A 17,351-nucleotide genomic window follows, 5' to 3' on the forward strand; every position below is an offset into this window, starting at 1 on the left:
AGTATGCCCCGTGGTGACGCTGGATGCATCGTTAAAACGCGTAGGAACCTAGCGTGCTTGCGCCTGGCGCAACTGGCTGAGCACCGAGTCCAGGGCCCGGTCGAACAACAGGGTGTCGTCCAGCTGGCGCACATGCCCGCGGCGCAAGGCCACGGCCAGCGCCATGCGCGACCATTCGCGGACCTTGAGGCCGGTGCGGTTGACGAAGATGAAGCGGTCGGTGCTGTCAATCTGGGCGATCAGCTTGCAGCGCTGCACTTCGTCTTCATCGAGCAACTCCACCCAGGCGCCGATGCGCAGGCGCTCGACCTGCAGCAATGCCGGGTCGTCATCGGCCAGGCGCACCTGGGGCGCTTGCGGCTCGCCGGCCTCGGGCGCGCGCAGGACGATTTCATCGAGCACCAGCACCCGCTCGCAGGCGTCGTTGTCGACAACCCGCCCGCCCACTACCGGCGTATCGAACATCTGCACATGCAGGGCTTCGAGCCGGGCAAAAAACTCGCTGGTAGCAAAGGGATCGAACGCAGCGCTGGCCAGGCCGTCGCGCAAGGCCTTGAGCAGGCCCGGCACCAGCTCCAGCAGGCGCAGGCGCGCCTGATCTTCGGTGTGTGGCTGCACGCTCCAGATCAACTCGTCCATGGTCTCCAGGGCTTCAAGCCACTGGCTGGAAGTGTCGCCATGCTTGAGGCAAGCCAGCAGCAAAACCTGGCTCCAGGCCTCTTCGAGCAGGCGCACCACTAAGCGCGGCAACGAACGCCCCAGCAGGCGCCGGTTGAGCTCTTGCTGCACCCGCTGGCGCGCCAGGGCGGTGCGCGCGCGGCCTTCTTCGGCGTCGCGGGTGCGTTGCTCGAGCAGTTCGTTACGACGGCGCTCATCACTGCTGAAGGCGAGAAATTCGGCAAGCAGTTCGGAGAAAATCGCCGGGTCGTCGACAAAGTCGCTAAGCAGGCGCTGAACGATTTTCTCCACCCGCAGATACAGGCTGTCGCGCTGGCAGTCATCGCTGGCGCCCCAGCCCATGGCCGCCGTGGCAATCTCGTTGAGCAGGCGCCGGGCCGGGTGGCTGCTGCGGCTGAAAAAGCTCTTGTCGAGGACTGCGACCTTGAGCATCGGGATCTGCATGCGGCCGATCAGGGCGCGCAGCGAAGGCGGCAGGTTGCGGTCGGCGAGGATGAACTCGAAGAGCATGGCGATCAAGTTGATGACATCTTCGTCGCCCACCTCGATCTTGCGATAGGTACCGCTTTTGACGCTGACCCGGGTCAGCAGTTGTTCAAGCTGCTGGTGCAGGTCGAAGTCGTCGGTCTCAGGCGTCGGCGGCACGTAGTGCTGCAGGTGCGAGAGCAGGCGCAACAGGTCGCGGGTGCTGATCGCCTGCACCTGCTCGCACGCCTCCAGGCGCGGGGCTACACGCCCACGCACTGGCGATAGCAGGGCCTGCAACGCGGTAAATACCGCCTGGCCGTTGGCATCCAGCGGGTCATTGGGCGCTTCGTTGTCGGCGGCGCTGGCCCCAGCCTCGCGTTCAGCCTGCGGCCGGTCCTGGGCGCGGCGCCGCGGCACGGCCTTGAGTTCGGGCAGCACGCCGGTGGCAATCAGCAGCTGGTTGGCTTCGCCGTACAACTGGTCGGCATCGTGCAGCACGTAGCGCTCGAACAGCTTGAGAATGATCAGCTTGACCTTGATCCCCACGCCCAGGCTGCGCCCGGCACGCAAAAAGTAATCGCAGAGCATCGCCGGGCCCAACGGGTTGCGCGGATCGTCCAGGGCCTGGCCTACCAAGGCGCTGAAACGCAGGGTCAACTGATTGAGGGCAATGCCGTCGCGGGCCAGCACCCGCGCGACCATGGCATCCAGCGCCACGGTGCGTTCCAGTTCATCATTGACCACCAGCGCCAGGCGATCGTAGGCATAGCTGCGCAGGGCCGGCAAGGCATCGGCCTGACCGATCTGCACGAAGGCTTCATAGAAGTGGTCAAGATAGCCACGCTCGATGTTCTTGCGCTTGAGGCGCAGGTCACGCATGGCTTCGAAAAGGATGTTCTGTTCAACGTTGTTGGCGGCCTTGTCGGCCATCTCGAACAGGGTGTCGTCGGCATTGTCGAACAACGCCTGCAGGCCTTGGCGCAGTTGTAGCGCGGCCTTGTCACGTACCTGCAGAAGCACCACCGGCAGACGAGCGAGGGGCACATTGTGCGCCTGATCGGTGATGGCCTTGATCGGCACCACCTTCCCGTCGTTGTGCATCCTGGTCTCCTTGCAGGTTCGGTTTTGAGCTCTTTAAAAGGGTCGTCAAAGCTATGACGCCAAATACAAGGCGCATTATCGAGTAAAAACACTTCAGTCGCCAGTGCGCACATGCCGCTGCTGATAGACCGACGCCTGGGCGAAAAGCTCATTCGGTCTGACCAAAGGTCAAGCTTTGGCCGCCACTGCAGTGTTTGCTGCAAGCGCGGGCTGCCCTGCCCTATAATCGCCGGCACTTAGCTTGTGGAGCCCGCCATGCCGAATTTACGCCTCGCCGACCTGACCGCCGAAATCGAAGCCAACGTGCGCCGTGCGTTGCTCGAAGACATCGGCAGCGGCGACATCACCGCCCAGTTGATCCCGGCCGAGCGCCTGGCCAAGGCCACCATCATTACCCGCGATGACTGCGTGATTGCCGGCACGGCCTGGGTCGACGCGGTGTTCCGCCAGCTCGACCCACGGGTGGCGGTGCATTGGCAGGTCAAGGATGGCGACCGCGCCAGCGCCAACCAGGCGCTGTTCCACCTTGAAGGCCCGGCCCGCTCACTGCTCAGCGGCGAGCGCTCGGCACTGAACTTCCTGCAGATGCTGTCGGGCGTCGCTACCCACGCGCAGTTCCTTGCCGACAAGGTTGCCGACACCCAGGTCAAGCTGCTCGACACCCGCAAGACCCTGCCCGGCCTGCGCCTGGCGCAGAAGTACGCGGTGACCTGCGGCGGCTGCCACAACCACCGCATCGGCCTGTACGACGCCTTTCTGATCAAGGAAAACCATATCGCCGCCAGCGGTGGCATCGCCGAGGCGATCACCGCAGCCCACCGCATTGCCCCGGGCAAGCCGGTGGAGATCGAAGTCGAGAGCTTGAGTGAGCTCAAAGAAGCGCTGGCTGCGGGCGCCGACATCATCATGCTCGATGAACTGAGCCTGGATGACATGCGCGAAGCGGTGCGCCTGAATGCCGGCAAGGCCAAGCTTGAAGCCAGTGGCGGCGTGACTGAAAGCACCCTGCGGGTGATCGCCGAGACAGGTGTGGACTACATCTCGATCGGGGCGATGACCAAGGATGTGAAGGCGGTGGACCTGTCCATGCGCCTAAGCCTCTGAGGCAGATTGCAGACACAAAAAAACCGGCCATCAGGCCGGTTTTTTTTGGATCAGAACAGGGCTGCTGCGCAGCCCTCAGAGCGCTGCGTTCTGCAGCCCATCCAGGTAACGCTCGACATCCAGCGCCGCCATGCAACCGGCACCGGCCGAGGTGATGGCCTGGCGGTAAACGTGGTCAGCCACGTCACCGGCAGCGAACACACCTTCAACGTTGGTCGCCGTGGCGTTGCCGTCGCGGCCGCCATTGACCACCAGGTAACCGTCTTTCAAGGTCAGCTGGCCTTCGAACAGCGAGGTGTTCGGGGTATGACCAATAGCGATGAACACACCATCAACCTTGATTTCGTCGAAGCTGCCGTCGTTGTTTTTCAAGCGCGCACCGGTGACGCCCATGTCGTCGCCCAGCACTTCGTCCAGGGTGGCGTTGAGTTTCAGTTCGATCTTGCCCTCGGCCACGCGGGCGTTGAGCTTGTCGACCAGGATCTTCTCGGCGCGGAAGGTCTCGCGGCGGTGGACCAGGGTGACCTTGCTGGCGATGTTGGCCAGGTACAGGGCTTCCTCAACGGCGGTGTTACCACCACCGACCACGGCTACCGGCTTGTTGCGGTAGAAGAAACCGTCGCAGGTCGCGCAGGCGGAAACGCCCTTGCCCATGAACGCTTCTTCCGATGGCAGGCCCAGGTAGCGAGCGCTGGCGCCGGTGGCGATGATCAGTGCGTCGCAGGTGTAGGTGGCGCTGTCGCCCTTGAGGGTGAACGGCTTGCTGGCCAGGTCAACGGCGTTGATGTGGTCGAACACCACTTCGGTCTCGAAGCGCTCGGCGTGTTCCTGCATGCGTTGCATCAGCGCCGGGCCGGTCAGGCCGTGGGCGTCGCCCGGCCAGTTGTCGACTTCGGTGGTGGTGGTCAGCTGGCCGCCGGCCTGCATGCCAGTGATCAGCAGCGGCTTGAGGTTGGCGCGTGCGGCGTAGACGGCGGCGCTGTAACCGGCAGGGCCGGAACCGAGGATGATCACTCGCGAATGGCGTACTTCAGACATGTCACACTCCTGTCGAGCTGGCGCTCACTGGCCAGCATCGTTTCGCCGGGATCGCCGGCTGGAATAAAAAAGAACCTGCGAAGCACTTGGGGAAGGCTTTTGGCCGCAGGTCCTGAAAAGCGTTAAAGGGCAGCCTTACAGGCTGGCGGCGTTCTCGGCCAGGTAGTCGGCAACGCCCTTGGCGTCAGCCTTCATGCCTTTCTGGCCTTTGCGCCAGCCGGCCGGGCAGACTTCACCGTGCTGTTCGGTGAACTGCAGGGCTTCGACCAGGCGGATCATCTCGTCGACTTCACGGCCCAGCGGCAGGTTGTTGACCACCTGGTGCTGGACAACGCCTTGCTGGTCGATCAGGAACGAGGCACGCAGGGCCACGCCGTCATCGTGCTCGATGCCATAGGCACGGGTGATCTCGTGCTTGACGTCGGCGACCATGGTGAACTCCACCGCACCGATCCCGCCCTTCTCGACCGGGGTGCTGCGCCAGGCATGGTGGGTGAATTGCGAGTCGATGGAAACACCGACCACTTCCACACCCAGCTCGCGGAACTTGTCCATGCGGTTGTTGTGGGCAATGATTTCCGACGGGCAGACAAAGGTGAAGTCCAGCGGCCAGAAGAACAGCACGACGTATTTGCCGCGCAGGGAAGAAAGCTTGAAGCTGTCGACGATCGAACCGTCGCCCAACACTGCCGCCGCATCGAAATCAGGGGCTTGCTTGTTGACCAGAATGCTCATGGAAACTCCTTGAAAGTCAGAATTCGAAGGCGTTGAAAAGATGTGCGCACTTTAGCGAGGTGGCAGAGATTAAGGAAATATCCTTAGACAATCCACCTTATAGGCCGGCTCTATTCATCAATAAAAGCACGCGCGGTTTATCTATGAAGCCCGGTTGCAGATGCTGCCGAGGTTTTGTTACAGCCCGTTTCTCGCTCTGCACCGCGCTTTCGCCCGGCGCGCAAACTCGGTAAGGTCAGCGCGTTTGCCCTTACCCGGAGCCTTCCCTTATATGCAAGCCCCTGTCCTCTCTGGCCCACAGTACCTGCGTGAAGGGCTGAAACTGGTCCTGAGTCCGAGCCTGCGCCTGTTCGTGTTGCTGCCGCTGGCGGTCAACCTGCTGCTGTTCGTCGGCCTGATCTACTTTGCCGGCCACCAGTTCAGCCTCTGGGTCGACTCGCTGATGCCCAGCCTGCCGAGCTGGCTGAACTTTCTCAACTACGTGCTATGGCCGCTGTTCGTGGTGCTGGTGGGGCTGATGGTGTTCTTCACCTTCACCATGCTGGCCAACATCATCGCGGCGCCGTTCAATGGCTTCCTGGCGGAAAAGGTCGAAGTGGTGGTACGCGGCACCGATGATTTCCCCGCCTTCAGCTGGGCCGAACTCACCGCCATGGTGCCACGCACCCTGGGCCGCGAGGCGCGCAAGCTGGGCTACTTCCTGCCGCGGGCGATCGGCCTGTTCATTCTTTCGCTGATCCCGGTGGTGAACATCATCGCCGCACCGCTGTGGCTGCTGTTCGGTATCTGGATGATGGCCATCCAGTACATCGACTACCCAGCAGACAACCACAAGTTGAGCTGGCAGGACATGCTCGCCTGGCTGCGCGAAAAGCGCTGGCAGAGCCTGGGTTTTGGCGGCTCGGTGTACCTGGTGTTGCTGGTGCCCTTCCTCAACATCCTGATGATGCCGGCGGCGGTGGCCGGTGCCACGCTGTTCTGGGTGCGCGAACGCACCTGAGGTATTGCCGCGTAGCCGCCCGGCTATGCGGCATCTCCATCAGTTCGACAGCTGGTTGGAGAACTGCCCCACCGCATTCACCACCTTCTGCGCACCGTCCTGAATCTCGACGATTACCGTACCGGTCTGCCCGGCCAGTGACAGGCCCTGTTCGGCCTGGCGCTTGCTGCTGTCGATGATGTCCACCGCCGCCTTGGCCAGCTGTTCGTTCTGCTGCACCACCCGGGCGATTTCCTCGGTGGCGGTACTGGTGCGCGAGGCCAGTTGCCGAACCTCGTCGGCCACCACGGCGAAGCCCCGGCCTTGCTCGCCGGCACGCGCAGCCTCGATGGCGGCGTTAAGGGCCAGCAGGTTGGTCTGCCCGGCGATGTCACTGATGGTCTTGATGATCGAGCCAATCACCTGCGACTGCTTGTCCAGTGCCTCGATGCCTTCGGCGGCTTCCTGCATGTAGGTTTCCAGGCCGCGCATCACGTCCACGGTCTGGGTCACTACCTCGGTGGCCTTGCGCGCACAGGCGTCGGTTTCCAGCGAGGTGGTGTAGGCGATGTCCGCAGCCTGGGCGACGGCCGCTTCCTGATTGACCTGATCGGTAATCACCGTGGCGAACTTGACCACTTTGTAGAGCACGTCATGGGCGTCGATGATTGGGTTGTAGGACGCCTCCAGCCACACCACACGCCCGTGGGCATCGATACGTTTGAAGCGTTCGGCGACGAATTCACCGCGGCGCAGCTTGTCCCAGAAGGCCTGGTAGCCCACCGAGTTGTAATCCTCCGGCTCGCAGAACAAGCGGTGATGCTTGCCCACGACCTGGTCGAGCTTGTAGCCCATGGTCTGCAGGAATCGGTCGTTGGCGGTCAGCACTTCACCGTTGAGGTTGAATTCAATCACCGCCGTGGAGCGCATCAGCGCCTTGATCAGGCTCTCGTGCTCGCGAGAGGTTTCGATGGTGCGGGTCAGGTCGCTGGAGTGCAGCGAGAAGTACTTGATCCGCCCTTCATTGTTTTTTACCGGCTGCAGGATGGAGCGCAGCCAGGCTTCGTCGCCATTGCCACGCAGCAGACGGAAGGCACCATTAAGATGCTCGCCACGGGTGATGGCGTGCTTCATGCGCTGGTAAAAGTCGAGCTGCTTGACGTGGGGAGGGACGATTTCCTCGATGTTGCGGCCAATCAGCTGATGGCTGCTGTAAAGCATCTCTTTTTCAAAGTTGCCGTTGACCGATTCGATTCGCCCCTGCGGGTCGAGCTGCAGCACCAGCATCTCGCTGTCGAGGCTGCTCTTTACCTGCTCCACCAATTGCAGTTCTTCACGCAGCCGGAGGATTTCTTGCTTGAGTTTGCTGTTGAACATGACGCTCTCCCGGAGCGAAATCAGTCATTCGAATGCTTCTGCATCGGCTGATCAGCAGACAATCTTGAGTCGCGTGCTGGGAAATATTTGAGTGCGGCAAAACGCCGATAATCAGGCGTCATTGATCTGTCATTTAGCGGTCACAGAGTGGCAATCCGGGCGGTCGACACTGGCTTCATGAGCACACTGCCCCTGCATGTCACCCTGATCAGCGAAACCTTCCCACCGGAGATCAACGGCGTGGCCAATACCCTTGGCCGCCTCAGCGATGGCTTGCGTTCGCGCGGCCATCGGGTCGACCTGGTACGTCCCCGGCAAGCGGCTGAACAGCCCTCGGCCAGCGACGAAAACCTGCTGCTGTGCCGAGGCTGGCCGTTGCCGGGGTATCCGGGCTTGCAGTGGGGCCAGGTGTCGATGCACAAGTTGCTGCGCCGTTGGCGCCGGCAGCGGCCCGACGTGCTGTACATCGCCACCGAAGGCCCGCTGGGCCTGAGCGCCCTGCGTGCCGCGCGGCGCCTGGGGATCGCCGTGGTCAGCGGTTTTCACACCAATTTCCAGCAGTACTCCAGCGAGTACGGCCTGGGTCTGCTGGCACGCCTGCTGACCCACTACCTGCGCTGGTTCCACCGGCGCACCCACACCACCCTGGTGCCCAGCCTCAGCCAACGCCTGGAGCTGGAACGGCGCGGTTTCGACAACCTCAGTCTGATGGCCCGGGGGGTCGACAGCCAGCTGTTCACCCCGGCAAGGCGCAGTCAGGCCTTGCGTGAGCAATGGGGCCTGGGTGCTGAGGATATCGCCTTGCTGCATGTCGGGCGCCTGGCCGCAGAGAAGAACCTCGGTTTGCTGCAACACTGTCTGGACGCCCTGCAACAACACTACCCACAGCGGCGTATCAGGCTGATCGTGGTGGGTGACGGACCGCAGCGCAGCGCGCTCGAACAACGCCTGCCTGGCGCCGTATTCTGCGGCGCTCAGCGCGGCGAACGCCTGGCCGAGCACTATGCCTCGGGGGATATTTTTCTGTTTCCAAGCCTCACCGAAACCTTCGGCAACGTGGTGCTCGAAGCCCTGGCCTCAGGCCTGGGTGTGGTCGCCTACGATGAAGCCGCCGCAGCCCAGCACATCCGCCACGGTCACAGCGGTGCGCTGGCGATGCCGGGGGATGCGGCGGCGTTCATCGATGCTGCCTGCTGGTTGCTGGAAGAGCCGGAAACCCTGCGCCGGGTGCGCCTCAATGCCCGCCAACACGCCAGCCGCCAGGGCTGGCCGGCGATTGTCGAGCAGTTCGAAGCGCACCTGCAGGCAGCCTGTCGCCAGGGCCCGGGCAGCGTTGCGCGCCCAGCCCGGGCAACACTTGCGATCAAACCAGGGTCGTCAACGCCTCGCGGCTGAACGGCAGGATGTCCTGTTCACGGCCGTCGCGCACCTTGGCAGCCCATTCAGGGTCGACCAGCAGCGCCCGGCCGACCGCCACCAGATCGAACTCGTCATTGTTCAGACGCTTGAGCAGGTTCTCAAGGCTGGCCGGCTGCGCCACCTTGTCGGTTGCCACCATGAACTGCAGAAACTCGCCATCCAGGCCGACACTGCCGACGGTGATGGTTGGTTTGCCGGTGAGCTGACGGGTCCAGCCGGCCAGGTTGAGGTCCGAGCCTTCGAACTCCGGCTCCCAGAAGCGCCGGGTCGAGCAATGGAAGATATCCACACCGGCATCCACCAGTGGCTGCAGGAACGCACCGAGGGCGTCGGCGCTGTGCACCAGGCGTGCGCTGTAGTCCTGCTGCTTCCACTGCGAGAAGCGAAAAATGATCGGGAAGTCCGGCCCCACCGCTGCGCGCACCGCCTGGATCAGTTCGATGGCAAAACGCGAACGGCCTGCCAGATCGCCGCCGTACTCGTCCGTGCGCTGATTGCTGGCCTCCCAGAAGAACTGGTCGATCAGGTAGCCATGGGCGCCGTGGATCTCGACGCCATCCATGCCAATGGCCTGGGCATCACGAGCGGCCTGGGCGAAAGCCTCGATCACTTCGCGAATATCCGCCTGACTCATGCCGTGCACCACGACCTGGCCGTCCTTGAGCTTCTCGCTCGGGCCATGGCCCGGCACGCTGGCATCCGGCTCGGTGCCCAGGCGGCGCACACTGCCCACGTGCCAGAGCTGCGGCACGATGCGCCCGCCTTCGGCGTGAACGGCGTCGACGACGTTCTTCCAGCCGGCCAGAGCGTCTTCACCGTAAAAGCGTGGCACGTTCGGATAGCCGTTAGCGGCTTTGTGTCCGACGGTGGTGCCTTCGCTGATGATCAGCCCAACGCCTGCGGCCGCGCGGCGGCGGTAGTACTCGACCACTTGAGCATGGGGTACGCCGCCAGGGCAGAAGGTGCGGGTCATCGGTGCCATAACCACACGGCTTGGCAGTTCAAGGGTGCCCAGTTGGAAGGGAATGAACAGTGCGGTGGCGGACATGCGGCGCTCCTGGAAATAGGGAATGCGCCTGAGAATAGGGTGAGCCGTTCGGGTGGCCCAGTACTATTGATCTGGGTGATTGAACAGCATCGCGAGGCCAGCCCGCTCCTACAGAAGTGTAGGAGCGGGCTGGCCCCGCGATGGGGCCGATCAGGCCAAAGCCTTCTCGATCGCCTGCACCACCGTCGGATCATCCGGCGCGGTACGTGGCGAGAAGCGCGCCAGTACCCGGCCGTCCTTGCCGACCAGGAACTTCTCGAAGTTCCAGGTGATATCGCCGGGGAACTCGGCGCCTTCGCCGGCCAACAAGCGGTACAACTGATGGCGGTCGTGGCCATTGACCTCCAGCTTGCTGCCCAACGGAAAGGTCACGCCGTAGTTCAGGCTGCAGAACTTCTGGATGTCTTCTTCAGAGCCCGGCTCCTGCCCGGCAAACTGGTTGCACGGCAGGCCCAGCACGCTGAAGCCTTTGCCTTTGTACTGCTGATGGAGGTTTTCCAGCGCCGCGTACTGCGGGGTCAGGCCACACTTGGAGGCGACATTGACCACCAGCACCACCTGGCCCTTGAACGGCGCCAGAGGCAACTCCTGGCCATCCAGCGCTGTCAACTTCAGGTCGTGAAATGCACTCATGACGTACTCCCCTTTCCAGATCCCGGTTGCCGCTGCGGGCTGCAATCAGTAAAACCAGCCCATTAAAAAGGCGCCCCTGCCAAGCCGTCTTCCCCTGCTGGAGTGCGACGGACTTGCCCGGGCGCCTTCGCGACTCTCTGAGCTTAGCGCAGAAAATCAGTGGTGATGGCCACCTTCGCCATGGACATGGCCATGGGCTACTTCTTCTTCGCTGGCGTCACGCACATTGACGACCTTGACCTTGAAGTTCAGGCGCTGGCCAGCCAGTGGGTGGTTACCGTCAACGGTGACATCGTCGCCGTCCAGGTCGCGAATGGTGACGATCTGCATCTGGCCGTCCGGCGCCGAAGCGTGGAACTGCATGCCCACTTCCAGCTCGTCGACACCTTCGAACATGCTGCGGTTCAGGGTGCTGACCAGCTCGGCCAGGTATTCGCCGTAGGCGTCTTCCGGCTCAACGGCAACTTCCAGCTCGTCACCGGTGGTTTTGCCTTCCAGGGCTTTTTCCAGGCCCGGGATGATGTTGCCTGCGCCATGCAGGTAGACCAGCGGAGCGCCGCCGGCGGAGCTGTCGATGACCTCACCAGCGTCGTTGGTCAGGGTATAGTCGATGGAGACAGCCTTGTTGGCGGCGATCAGCATGGGGCGAGACCTTTTGCATAAGAATGTAGAACGAACAAGTGTAACCAAGGCATCGCCTGAAAGCGAACGCAACCCGGACAAACGGGTTGCCGGATATTTACCGCGGGTGCGCTCAGGGGGTCGATAGCGATACCCTTGGCAATTGATTCTTTTGCACAGCTCATTTCGAGACGCTCGCATGCAGACATTTTTTATCGCGCCGACCGATTTTGGTGTCGGCCTGACTTCAATCAGCCTGGGCCTGGTGCGCACCCTGGAGCGCGCCGGGCTGAAGGTCGGTTTCTTCAAGCCGATTGCCCAGCCACACCCGGGCGATACCGGCCCGGAACGCTCCACCGAACTGGTTGCCCGCACCCACGGTCTCAAGCCGCCACAGCCGCTGAGCCTGGCCCATGTCGAGCGCATGCTCGGCGACGGCCAGCTGGATGAACTGCTCGAAGAAATCATCACCCTCTACCAGCAGGCCTGCATCGGCAAGGACGTGGTGGTGGTCGAAGGCATGGTCCCCACCCGCCACGCCAGCTACGCCGCACGGGTCAACCTGCACCTGGCCAAGAGCCTGGATGCCGAGGTGATCCTGGTGTCGGCGCCAGAAAACGAAGTGCTCACCGAGCTGTCCGGGCGTGTGGAGTTGCAGGCCCAGCTGTTCGGTGGCCCGCGCGACCCGAAAGTGCTCGGGGTCATCCTCAACAAGGTGCGCACCGACGAGGACATGAACGCCTTTGCCGCACGCCTGACCGAGCATTCGCCGCTGCTGCGCGGCGGCGACTTCCGCCTGCTCGGCTGCATCCCGTTCCAGGCCGGCCTCAACGACCCGCGCACGCGCGACGTGGCCGAACTGCTCGGTGCCCAGGTGCTCAATGCCGGCGACTACGAAACCCGGCGGATGAACAAGATCATCATCTGCGCCCGTACCGTGGCCAATACCGTGCCGCTGCTCAAGCCCGGCACCCTGGTGGTGACCCCGGGCGATCGTGACGACATCATCCTCGCCGTGAGCCTGGCAGCGATCAACGGCGTGCCGCTGGCCGGCCTGCTGCTGACCAGCGACAGCAAGCCCGACCCGCGCATCCTCGAACTGTGCCAGGGCGCGCTGCTGGCCGGCTTGCCGATCCTCTCGGTGAGCACCGGCTCCTACGACACCGCCAACCAGCTCAACGGCCTGAACAAGGAAATCCCGGTGGATGACCGCGAGCGCGCGGAGCTGATCACCGATTTCGTCGCCGGCTACCTGGACGCCGACTGGCTGCACCAGCGCTGCGGCACGCCGCGCGAGTTGCGCCTGTCGCCGGCGGTGTTCCGCTACCAGTTGATCCAGCGCGCCCAGCAGGCCAACAAGCGCATCGTCCTGCCCGAAGGCGCCGAACCGATGACCGTGCAGGCCGCCGCCATCTGCCAGGCACGCGGCATTGCCCGCTGCGTGTTGCTGGCCAAGCCTGATGACGTTCAGGCCGTGGCCCGCGCCCAGGGCATCAGCCTGCCCGAAGGCCTGGAGATCCTTGACCCGGACCTGATCCGCGAGCGTTACGTCGAGCCGATGGTCAGCCTGCGCAAGAGCAAGAGCCTCAACGCACCGATGGCCGAACAGCAGCTGGAAGACCCGGTGGTGATCGGCACCATGATGCTGGCCCTGGACGAGGTCGACGGCCTGGTCTCGGGCCTGGTGCATTCCACCGCCAACACCATCCGCCCGGCCCTGCAACTGATCAAGACCGCGCCGGGTTGCAGCCTGGTGTCGTCGGTGTTCTTCATGCTGTTCCCCGAGCAGGTGCTGGTGTACGGCGACTGTGTGATGAACCCGCACCCGACGGCCAATGAACTGGCGGAAATCGCCCTGCAGAGCGCCGACTCCGCCGAAGCCTTCGGCATTGCCCCACGGGTGGCGATGATCAGCTACTCCAGCGGTGATTCGGCCAGCGGCGAAGAGGTCGAGAAGGTCCGCGAAGCCACCTTGCTGGCCCAGCAATCCCAGCGCAGCCTGCTGATCGACGGCCCGCTGCAATATGACGCCGCCGCCAACCTGGACATCGCCCGGCAACTGGCGCCCAACAGCCAGGTGGCCGGCCGCGCCACGGTGTTCGTGTTCCCCGACCTGAACACCGGCAACACCACTCACAAGGCCGTGCAGCGCAGCGCCGATTGCGTCAGCCTGGGGCCGATGCTGCAAGGCCTGCGCAAGCCGGTCAACGACCTGCCGCGCGGCGCCCAGGTCGACGACATCGTCTACACCATCGCCCTGACCGCCATTCAGGCCAACCGCTCACTGGATAGCTGAACATGCTCGGATTGCTTCCCGCGCCGCTGCGCGGGGTTATCGCCTCGCTGCTGCTGGCGCTCAACACCATCGTTTGCTGCACCCCGTTGTTCATCGTCAGCCTGTTCAAGCTGCTGTTGCCGTTCGCCGCGGCGCAGCGGCTTACCGATGAACTGATGCGCCACATCCACGAAGCCTGGATCAGCAACAACAATGCCTGGATCAACCTGCTGGGCAAGGCCCGCTGGCAGGTCGAGGGGCTGGCTGGGCTGGATTACCAGCACAGCTACCTGGTCACCAGCAACCACCAGAGCTGGGTCGATATCCTGGTGCTGCAGTACGTGCTCAACCGCCGTATCCGCCCGCTGAAGTTCTTCCTCAAGCAGGTGCTGATCTGGGTGCCGGTAATCGGCCTGGCCTGGTGGGCACTGGGCTTCCCGTTCATGAAGCGCTACTCCAAGGCGTACCTGGCCAAGCACCCGGAAAAGGCCGGCAAGGACCTGGAAACCACGCGCCGTACCTGCGCCAAGTTTCGCGGCAAGCCGACGGCGATCTTCAACTTCGCCGAAGGCACGCGCTTCACCGAAGCCAAGCATCGCCAGCAGCAGTCACCGTTCAAGCACCTGCTCAAGCCCAAGGCCGGCGGCATTGCCTTTGTGCTCGATGCCATGGGCGAGCAGCTGCAATCGATCATCAACGTCACCATTCATTATCCAAACGGTGCGCCAGGTTTCTGGGATCTGCTGTGTGGGCGGGTGAAGCACTTCGTCGTGCACTTCGAGGAGTTGGCGATCCCTGCCGAGTTCCTGGGCAGGAACTACGACCAGGATGAGACCTATCGCCTGGCCTTCCAGCAATGGATCAACCAGCTGTGGAGCGACAAGGACGCCTTGCTGGAACGGCTGCGACAAAACGCCGACGGGTAATTTACCGGACAGCATCTATGCTCACTTCCTACGATGATTTCACTAGCAATCACAAGGAACGTAAGCCTATGAAACCGCTGCGCCGCTTTGCCCATGCTTTTGCTGTTGTTTCACTTCTGTCTGCAGCCAGTTTCACGGTGCAGGCAGAAGAGAAACTGATCGACGCTATCGCCACTGAGGATGTGGTGGACACCAAAGTCCTTGCCATTGACCTCGACAAGCGCATCGTTACCGTGGCAGGGCCTGAGAACTCTGAGGTGCCTATCCAGCTGAGCGACAAGGCCAAGGACCTGCATAACCTCAAGGTCGGTGACCTGGTCAAGATCACGGTCAACCGCTCGGTTGCTACCGTGCTCGATACCACCGTTGGCGGTGCACCTGGCGTGAGCAAGGAAGCCGGGGTAATCCGTGCCACTCAAGACAACCCTAACCCTGGTGGCGAGGCGTTCCGTCAGATCAAGGTCACCTCGAAGATCACCAAGATTGACCTGAAAACCCACGAAGTCACGCTGATGCCACCTGAAGGCCCGCAAAAGGTCGTGAAGGTCGAAGACCCTGAACTTCAGGAGCGCATGAAGAACCTCAAAATCGGCCAGACTGTCGTCATCGTTTATACCGATGTGCTGACGATCACCACCAGAAGCCCAAGCTAAGTACATCGCGGGTCAAGCCCGCTCCCACAGGATTTTGTGCTGTCTCTGTGGGAGCGGGCTTGCCCCGCGATCAGCCGCCTCAAGCCTTGATTGCCCGGCTCTCCAGCCCATCGAGCAACGCATCAATCAATGCCTTGGCCATTTCATGGGAATGCAGGGTCGCCTGAAGAAACCCTCGCCCCGGCTCACGGGTATGCTCAACCGCCAGCGGCCCGGTCAGGCTCGCGCATTTCAGATACAGCGACGCATGCACCAGCGCATCTTCGACATTGACCCCGGCGCGCACGGCGAATAACTGTGGATGACCGACATCGCAGAGGCCGAAGGGCGTCTCTGTGGTTTCGAGAAGGTGGAATTCAGGTGGATCTGGAACGATCTTTTTCATGATGGAGCTCCTTTTGGAATGGAGCAGCCACCAACTCGTCGCCAAACAAAGGGGTGGCGGCTGTACGCGGATTGGCGAACCGAGCCAAAAGGAAAACCCGGCAGGGCCGAAGCCCTCCCGCGCACAGCCACCATTAAGTGCTGTCAGCGCAACGTAACGCCGACAACCATTCACAATGGTGCAGTCTTTTGTTTGCTCCAGGTCGCCAAACCCGATCGCTGATACATCAGCGACCTGGTGAGCCTAGTGGCGTACTTCCCCCGGAGCAATCATCTGCAGGGCGACAGAGTTCGTAGGATAGGTCCTAGGAGACTTAAACTACCAGCCCAAGGCTGTTGCAGGATGCTAGCCAGGCCTCTTGGGAGCGGCGTTGCGGCGACCCGACTTGACCCGCGATGAGGCCACTGCAGGCACAAAAAAGGGGAGCCCGGCTCCCCTTTTTCACATCCTGCAACTTACTGGTACTGCTGCCCAGGAATCGGCTTGAGGTTGACCTCTACCCGACGGTTCTGCGCGCGGCCGTTGGCGTCGGCGTTGCTGGCGATTGGCTGGTCCGGGCCCAGGCCGCGGGCGCTGACGCGGCTGCCATCGACACCCTGGGAGGTCAGGTAGGTGACCACCGATTGCGCCCGACGCTGGGACAGATCCATGTTGTGCTGGCGGCTGCCGGTGCTGTCGGTGTAGCCGACCACTTCAATGGTGTTCTGGTTGAACTGCTTGAAGGAGTTGGCCAGGTTGTTCAGCGGCGAGTAGAAGCTCGGGGCGATGTTGGCCGAGTCGGTGGCGAAGGTGATGTTGCCCGGCATGATCAGTTTGATCTGGTCGCCCTGGCGTTGCACCTCGACACCGGTGTTGGCCATGCTTTCACGCAGCGCGGCTTCCTGCTTGTCGGCGTAGTAACCATAACCGGCAGCGGCGGCGCCCACGGCGGCAGCACCGATCAGCGCACCCTTGCCGCGGTTGTTGTGGTCGATGGCGGCACCGGCAATGGCACCGGCCAGCGCGCCCAGGCCGCCGTACTTGGCGGTTTTGCTCATCCCTGTGGAGCCCTGCTGCGCCTGACCCTGGCTGTCATACGGGTTGGGGCTGGCACAACCGGACATCAGCGCGGCAGCGGTAGCGACGATAATCAAACGACGCATGGTGAACATGGACAAGCTCCTACTGTAATTCGAAAGTGCAGCGGATCTGATTCGGATCTATGCCAGCCTTGGATTGCAGCAAAGCAGAAAAATTCCCTTGCGCCTCAGGCGCGCACAAACGGGTTCTGGCGCATCTCATCGCCCAGGCGGGTGTCCGGACCATGGCCAGTCACCACCGTGGCCTCTTCATCCAGGCTGTACAGGCGCTGCTTGATCGAACGAACGATAGTCGCTTGATCGCCACCCCACAAATCGGTGCGACCAATCCCACGTCGAAAAAGCGTATCGCCTGCAATCAGCAGCTTGGCATCAGCGAACCAGAAACTCATCGAGCCCGGCGTGTGCCCGGGGGTGTGCAAGGCCACGCCACAGCCGCAGGCCAGCTCTTCATCATCGGCCAGCCAGCGGTCCGGCGGCGGTACCGGGATGTAGGGCACACCGAACATCTGGCACTGCATTTCCAGGTTGTCCCAGAGGAACTGGTCGTCCTTGTGCAGGTGCAGGGTGGCGCCGGTCTTTTCCTTCAACTGCCCGGAGGCGAGGAAGTGATCCAGATGCGCGTGGGTATGGATGATGCTCACCACCTTCAGGCCATGGGCATCGAGGCGGGCGAGGATTTGCTCAGGGTTGCCGCCCGGGTCGACGACGATGGCCTTTTTGCTGATCGGGTCGCCGATGATGGTGCAGTTGCACTGCAACGGACCGACGGGGAAGGTTTCGCGGATCAGGGCGGGGTTAGCCGGGTTCATCGGAGCAATCCTGAGGAGCA

General features: G+C 62.6%; 16 protein-coding genes and 2 pseudogenes. 7 read left to right on the forward strand and 11 right to left on the reverse strand.

Annotated elements, in window-relative coordinates; all coding sequences use genetic code 11:
- Positions 1-48: 48 nt before the first annotated feature.
- Positions 49-2,247: a DUF1631 domain-containing protein gene (locus tag F8N82_RS20700; RefSeq protein ID WP_038997105.1), complete on the reverse strand. Its 2,199-nt coding sequence runs from the start codon at positions 2,245-2,247 to the stop codon at positions 49-51.
- Positions 2,248-2,502: 255 nt separating this feature from the next.
- Between F8N82_RS20700 and nadC the strand changes: the two genes are divergently transcribed.
- Complete coding sequence (nadC, locus tag F8N82_RS20705; RefSeq protein WP_038993855.1) at positions 2,503-3,351, forward strand: carboxylating nicotinate-nucleotide diphosphorylase; 849 nt, start codon at positions 2,503-2,505, stop codon at positions 3,349-3,351.
- A 75-nt stretch (positions 3,352-3,426) separates the two neighbouring features.
- On the opposite strand, the gene trxB is transcribed toward nadC, so the two are convergent.
- Positions 3,427-4,389: a thioredoxin-disulfide reductase gene (gene trxB / locus F8N82_RS20710; RefSeq protein WP_038993854.1), complete on the reverse strand. Its 963-nt coding sequence runs from the start codon at positions 4,387-4,389 to the stop codon at positions 3,427-3,429.
- 135 nt (positions 4,390-4,524) lie between these two features.
- Entirely contained in the window at positions 4,525-5,124 is a 600-nt protein-coding gene (locus F8N82_RS20715; protein ID WP_038993853.1) for a peroxiredoxin, read from the reverse strand.
- A gap of 271 nt (positions 5,125-5,395) precedes the next feature.
- Between F8N82_RS20715 and cysZ the strand changes: the two genes are divergently transcribed.
- Positions 5,396-6,124 (forward strand): sulfate transporter CysZ, encoded by a 729-nt coding sequence (cysZ, locus tag F8N82_RS20720; RefSeq protein WP_038993852.1) that lies wholly within the window; start codon positions 5,396-5,398, stop codon positions 6,122-6,124.
- Between the two features lie 39 nt (positions 6,125-6,163).
- Here the strand turns inward: cysZ and F8N82_RS27685 are convergent, their stop codons facing one another.
- A complete protein-coding gene (locus F8N82_RS27685) occupies positions 6,164-6,595 on the reverse strand; it encodes a methyl-accepting chemotaxis protein (RefSeq protein ID WP_414602498.1) in 432 nt (143 codons plus the stop codon).
- 111 nt (positions 6,596-6,706) lie between these two features.
- Positions 6,707-7,480 (reverse strand): annotated as a pseudogene (locus F8N82_RS27690) (PAS domain-containing protein); the annotation flags it as partial.
- Positions 7,481-7,657: 177 nt separating this feature from the next.
- Between F8N82_RS27690 and F8N82_RS20730 the strand changes: the two are divergent.
- Positions 7,658-8,875, forward strand: coding sequence for a glycosyltransferase family 4 protein (locus F8N82_RS20730; protein WP_038997107.1), 1,218 nt, complete (start codon positions 7,658-7,660; stop codon positions 8,873-8,875).
- On the opposite strand, the gene F8N82_RS20735 is transcribed toward F8N82_RS20730, so the two are convergent.
- The 3 genes from F8N82_RS20735 to F8N82_RS20745 all read right to left on the reverse strand — a co-directional run bounded on the left by F8N82_RS20735 (position 8,844) and on the right by F8N82_RS20745 (position 11,222).
- A complete protein-coding gene (locus F8N82_RS20735) occupies positions 8,844-9,947 on the reverse strand; it encodes an NADH:flavin oxidoreductase (RefSeq protein ID WP_038997108.1) in 1,104 nt (367 codons plus the stop codon). The two genes, F8N82_RS20730 and F8N82_RS20735, sit on opposite strands and share 32 nt — an antisense overlap.
- A 150-nt stretch (positions 9,948-10,097) precedes the next feature.
- The gene (locus tag F8N82_RS20740; RefSeq protein ID WP_038997110.1) at positions 10,098-10,580 is read right to left on the reverse strand and encodes a glutathione peroxidase; all 483 of its coding nucleotides are present in this window, start codon (positions 10,578-10,580) and stop codon (positions 10,098-10,100) included.
- 156 nt (positions 10,581-10,736) lie between these two features.
- A complete protein-coding gene (locus tag F8N82_RS20745; protein WP_038997111.1) occupies positions 10,737-11,222 on the reverse strand; it encodes an FKBP-type peptidyl-prolyl cis-trans isomerase in 486 nt (161 codons plus the stop codon).
- On the opposite strand from F8N82_RS20745, the pseudogene F8N82_RS20750 reads away from it, so the two are divergent.
- The 4 genes and pseudogenes from F8N82_RS20750 to F8N82_RS20765 all read left to right on the forward strand — a co-directional run.
- A pseudogene (locus F8N82_RS20750) lies at positions 11,191-11,307 on the forward strand (DUF3565 domain-containing protein); the annotation flags it as partial. The gene F8N82_RS20745 and the pseudogene F8N82_RS20750 sit on opposite strands and share 32 nt — an antisense overlap.
- A gap of 93 nt (positions 11,308-11,400) precedes the next feature.
- Entirely contained in the window at positions 11,401-13,497 is a 2,097-nt protein-coding gene (gene pta / locus F8N82_RS20755) for a phosphate acetyltransferase (RefSeq protein ID WP_038997112.1), read from the forward strand.
- 2 nt (positions 13,498-13,499) lie between these two features.
- Positions 13,500-14,402 (forward strand): acyltransferase, encoded by a 903-nt coding sequence (locus F8N82_RS20760; protein WP_038997113.1) that lies wholly within the window; start codon positions 13,500-13,502, stop codon positions 14,400-14,402.
- 68 nt (positions 14,403-14,470) lie between these two features.
- Positions 14,471-15,055, forward strand: a complete 585-nt coding sequence (locus F8N82_RS20765) for a hypothetical protein (RefSeq protein WP_038997114.1) — start codon at positions 14,471-14,473, stop codon at positions 15,053-15,055.
- A gap of 79 nt (positions 15,056-15,134) precedes the next feature.
- Here the strand turns inward: F8N82_RS20765 and F8N82_RS20770 are convergent, their stop codons facing one another.
- From F8N82_RS20770 to F8N82_RS20780, 3 genes are all read right to left on the reverse strand, one after another.
- Positions 15,135-15,440 carry a DUF3077 domain-containing protein gene (locus F8N82_RS20770; protein ID WP_080764802.1) on the reverse strand — a complete coding sequence of 102 codons (306 nt, stop codon included), beginning with the start codon at positions 15,438-15,440 and terminating at the stop codon, positions 15,135-15,137.
- A gap of 455 nt (positions 15,441-15,895) precedes the next feature.
- Positions 15,896-16,591: an OmpA family protein gene (locus F8N82_RS20775; protein ID WP_038997115.1), complete on the reverse strand. Its 696-nt coding sequence runs from the start codon at positions 16,589-16,591 to the stop codon at positions 15,896-15,898.
- 95 nt (positions 16,592-16,686) lie between these two features.
- Positions 16,687-17,331 (reverse strand): MBL fold metallo-hydrolase, encoded by a 645-nt coding sequence (locus F8N82_RS20780; RefSeq protein ID WP_038997116.1) that lies wholly within the window; start codon positions 17,329-17,331, stop codon positions 16,687-16,689.
- Between the last annotated feature and the right edge of the window lie 20 nt (positions 17,332-17,351).

Origin of the sequence: Pseudomonas fluorescens (genome assembly GCF_902497775.2) — a bacterium.
Classification (GTDB): Bacteria; Pseudomonadota; Gammaproteobacteria; order Pseudomonadales; family Pseudomonadaceae; genus Aquipseudomonas; species Aquipseudomonas putida_F.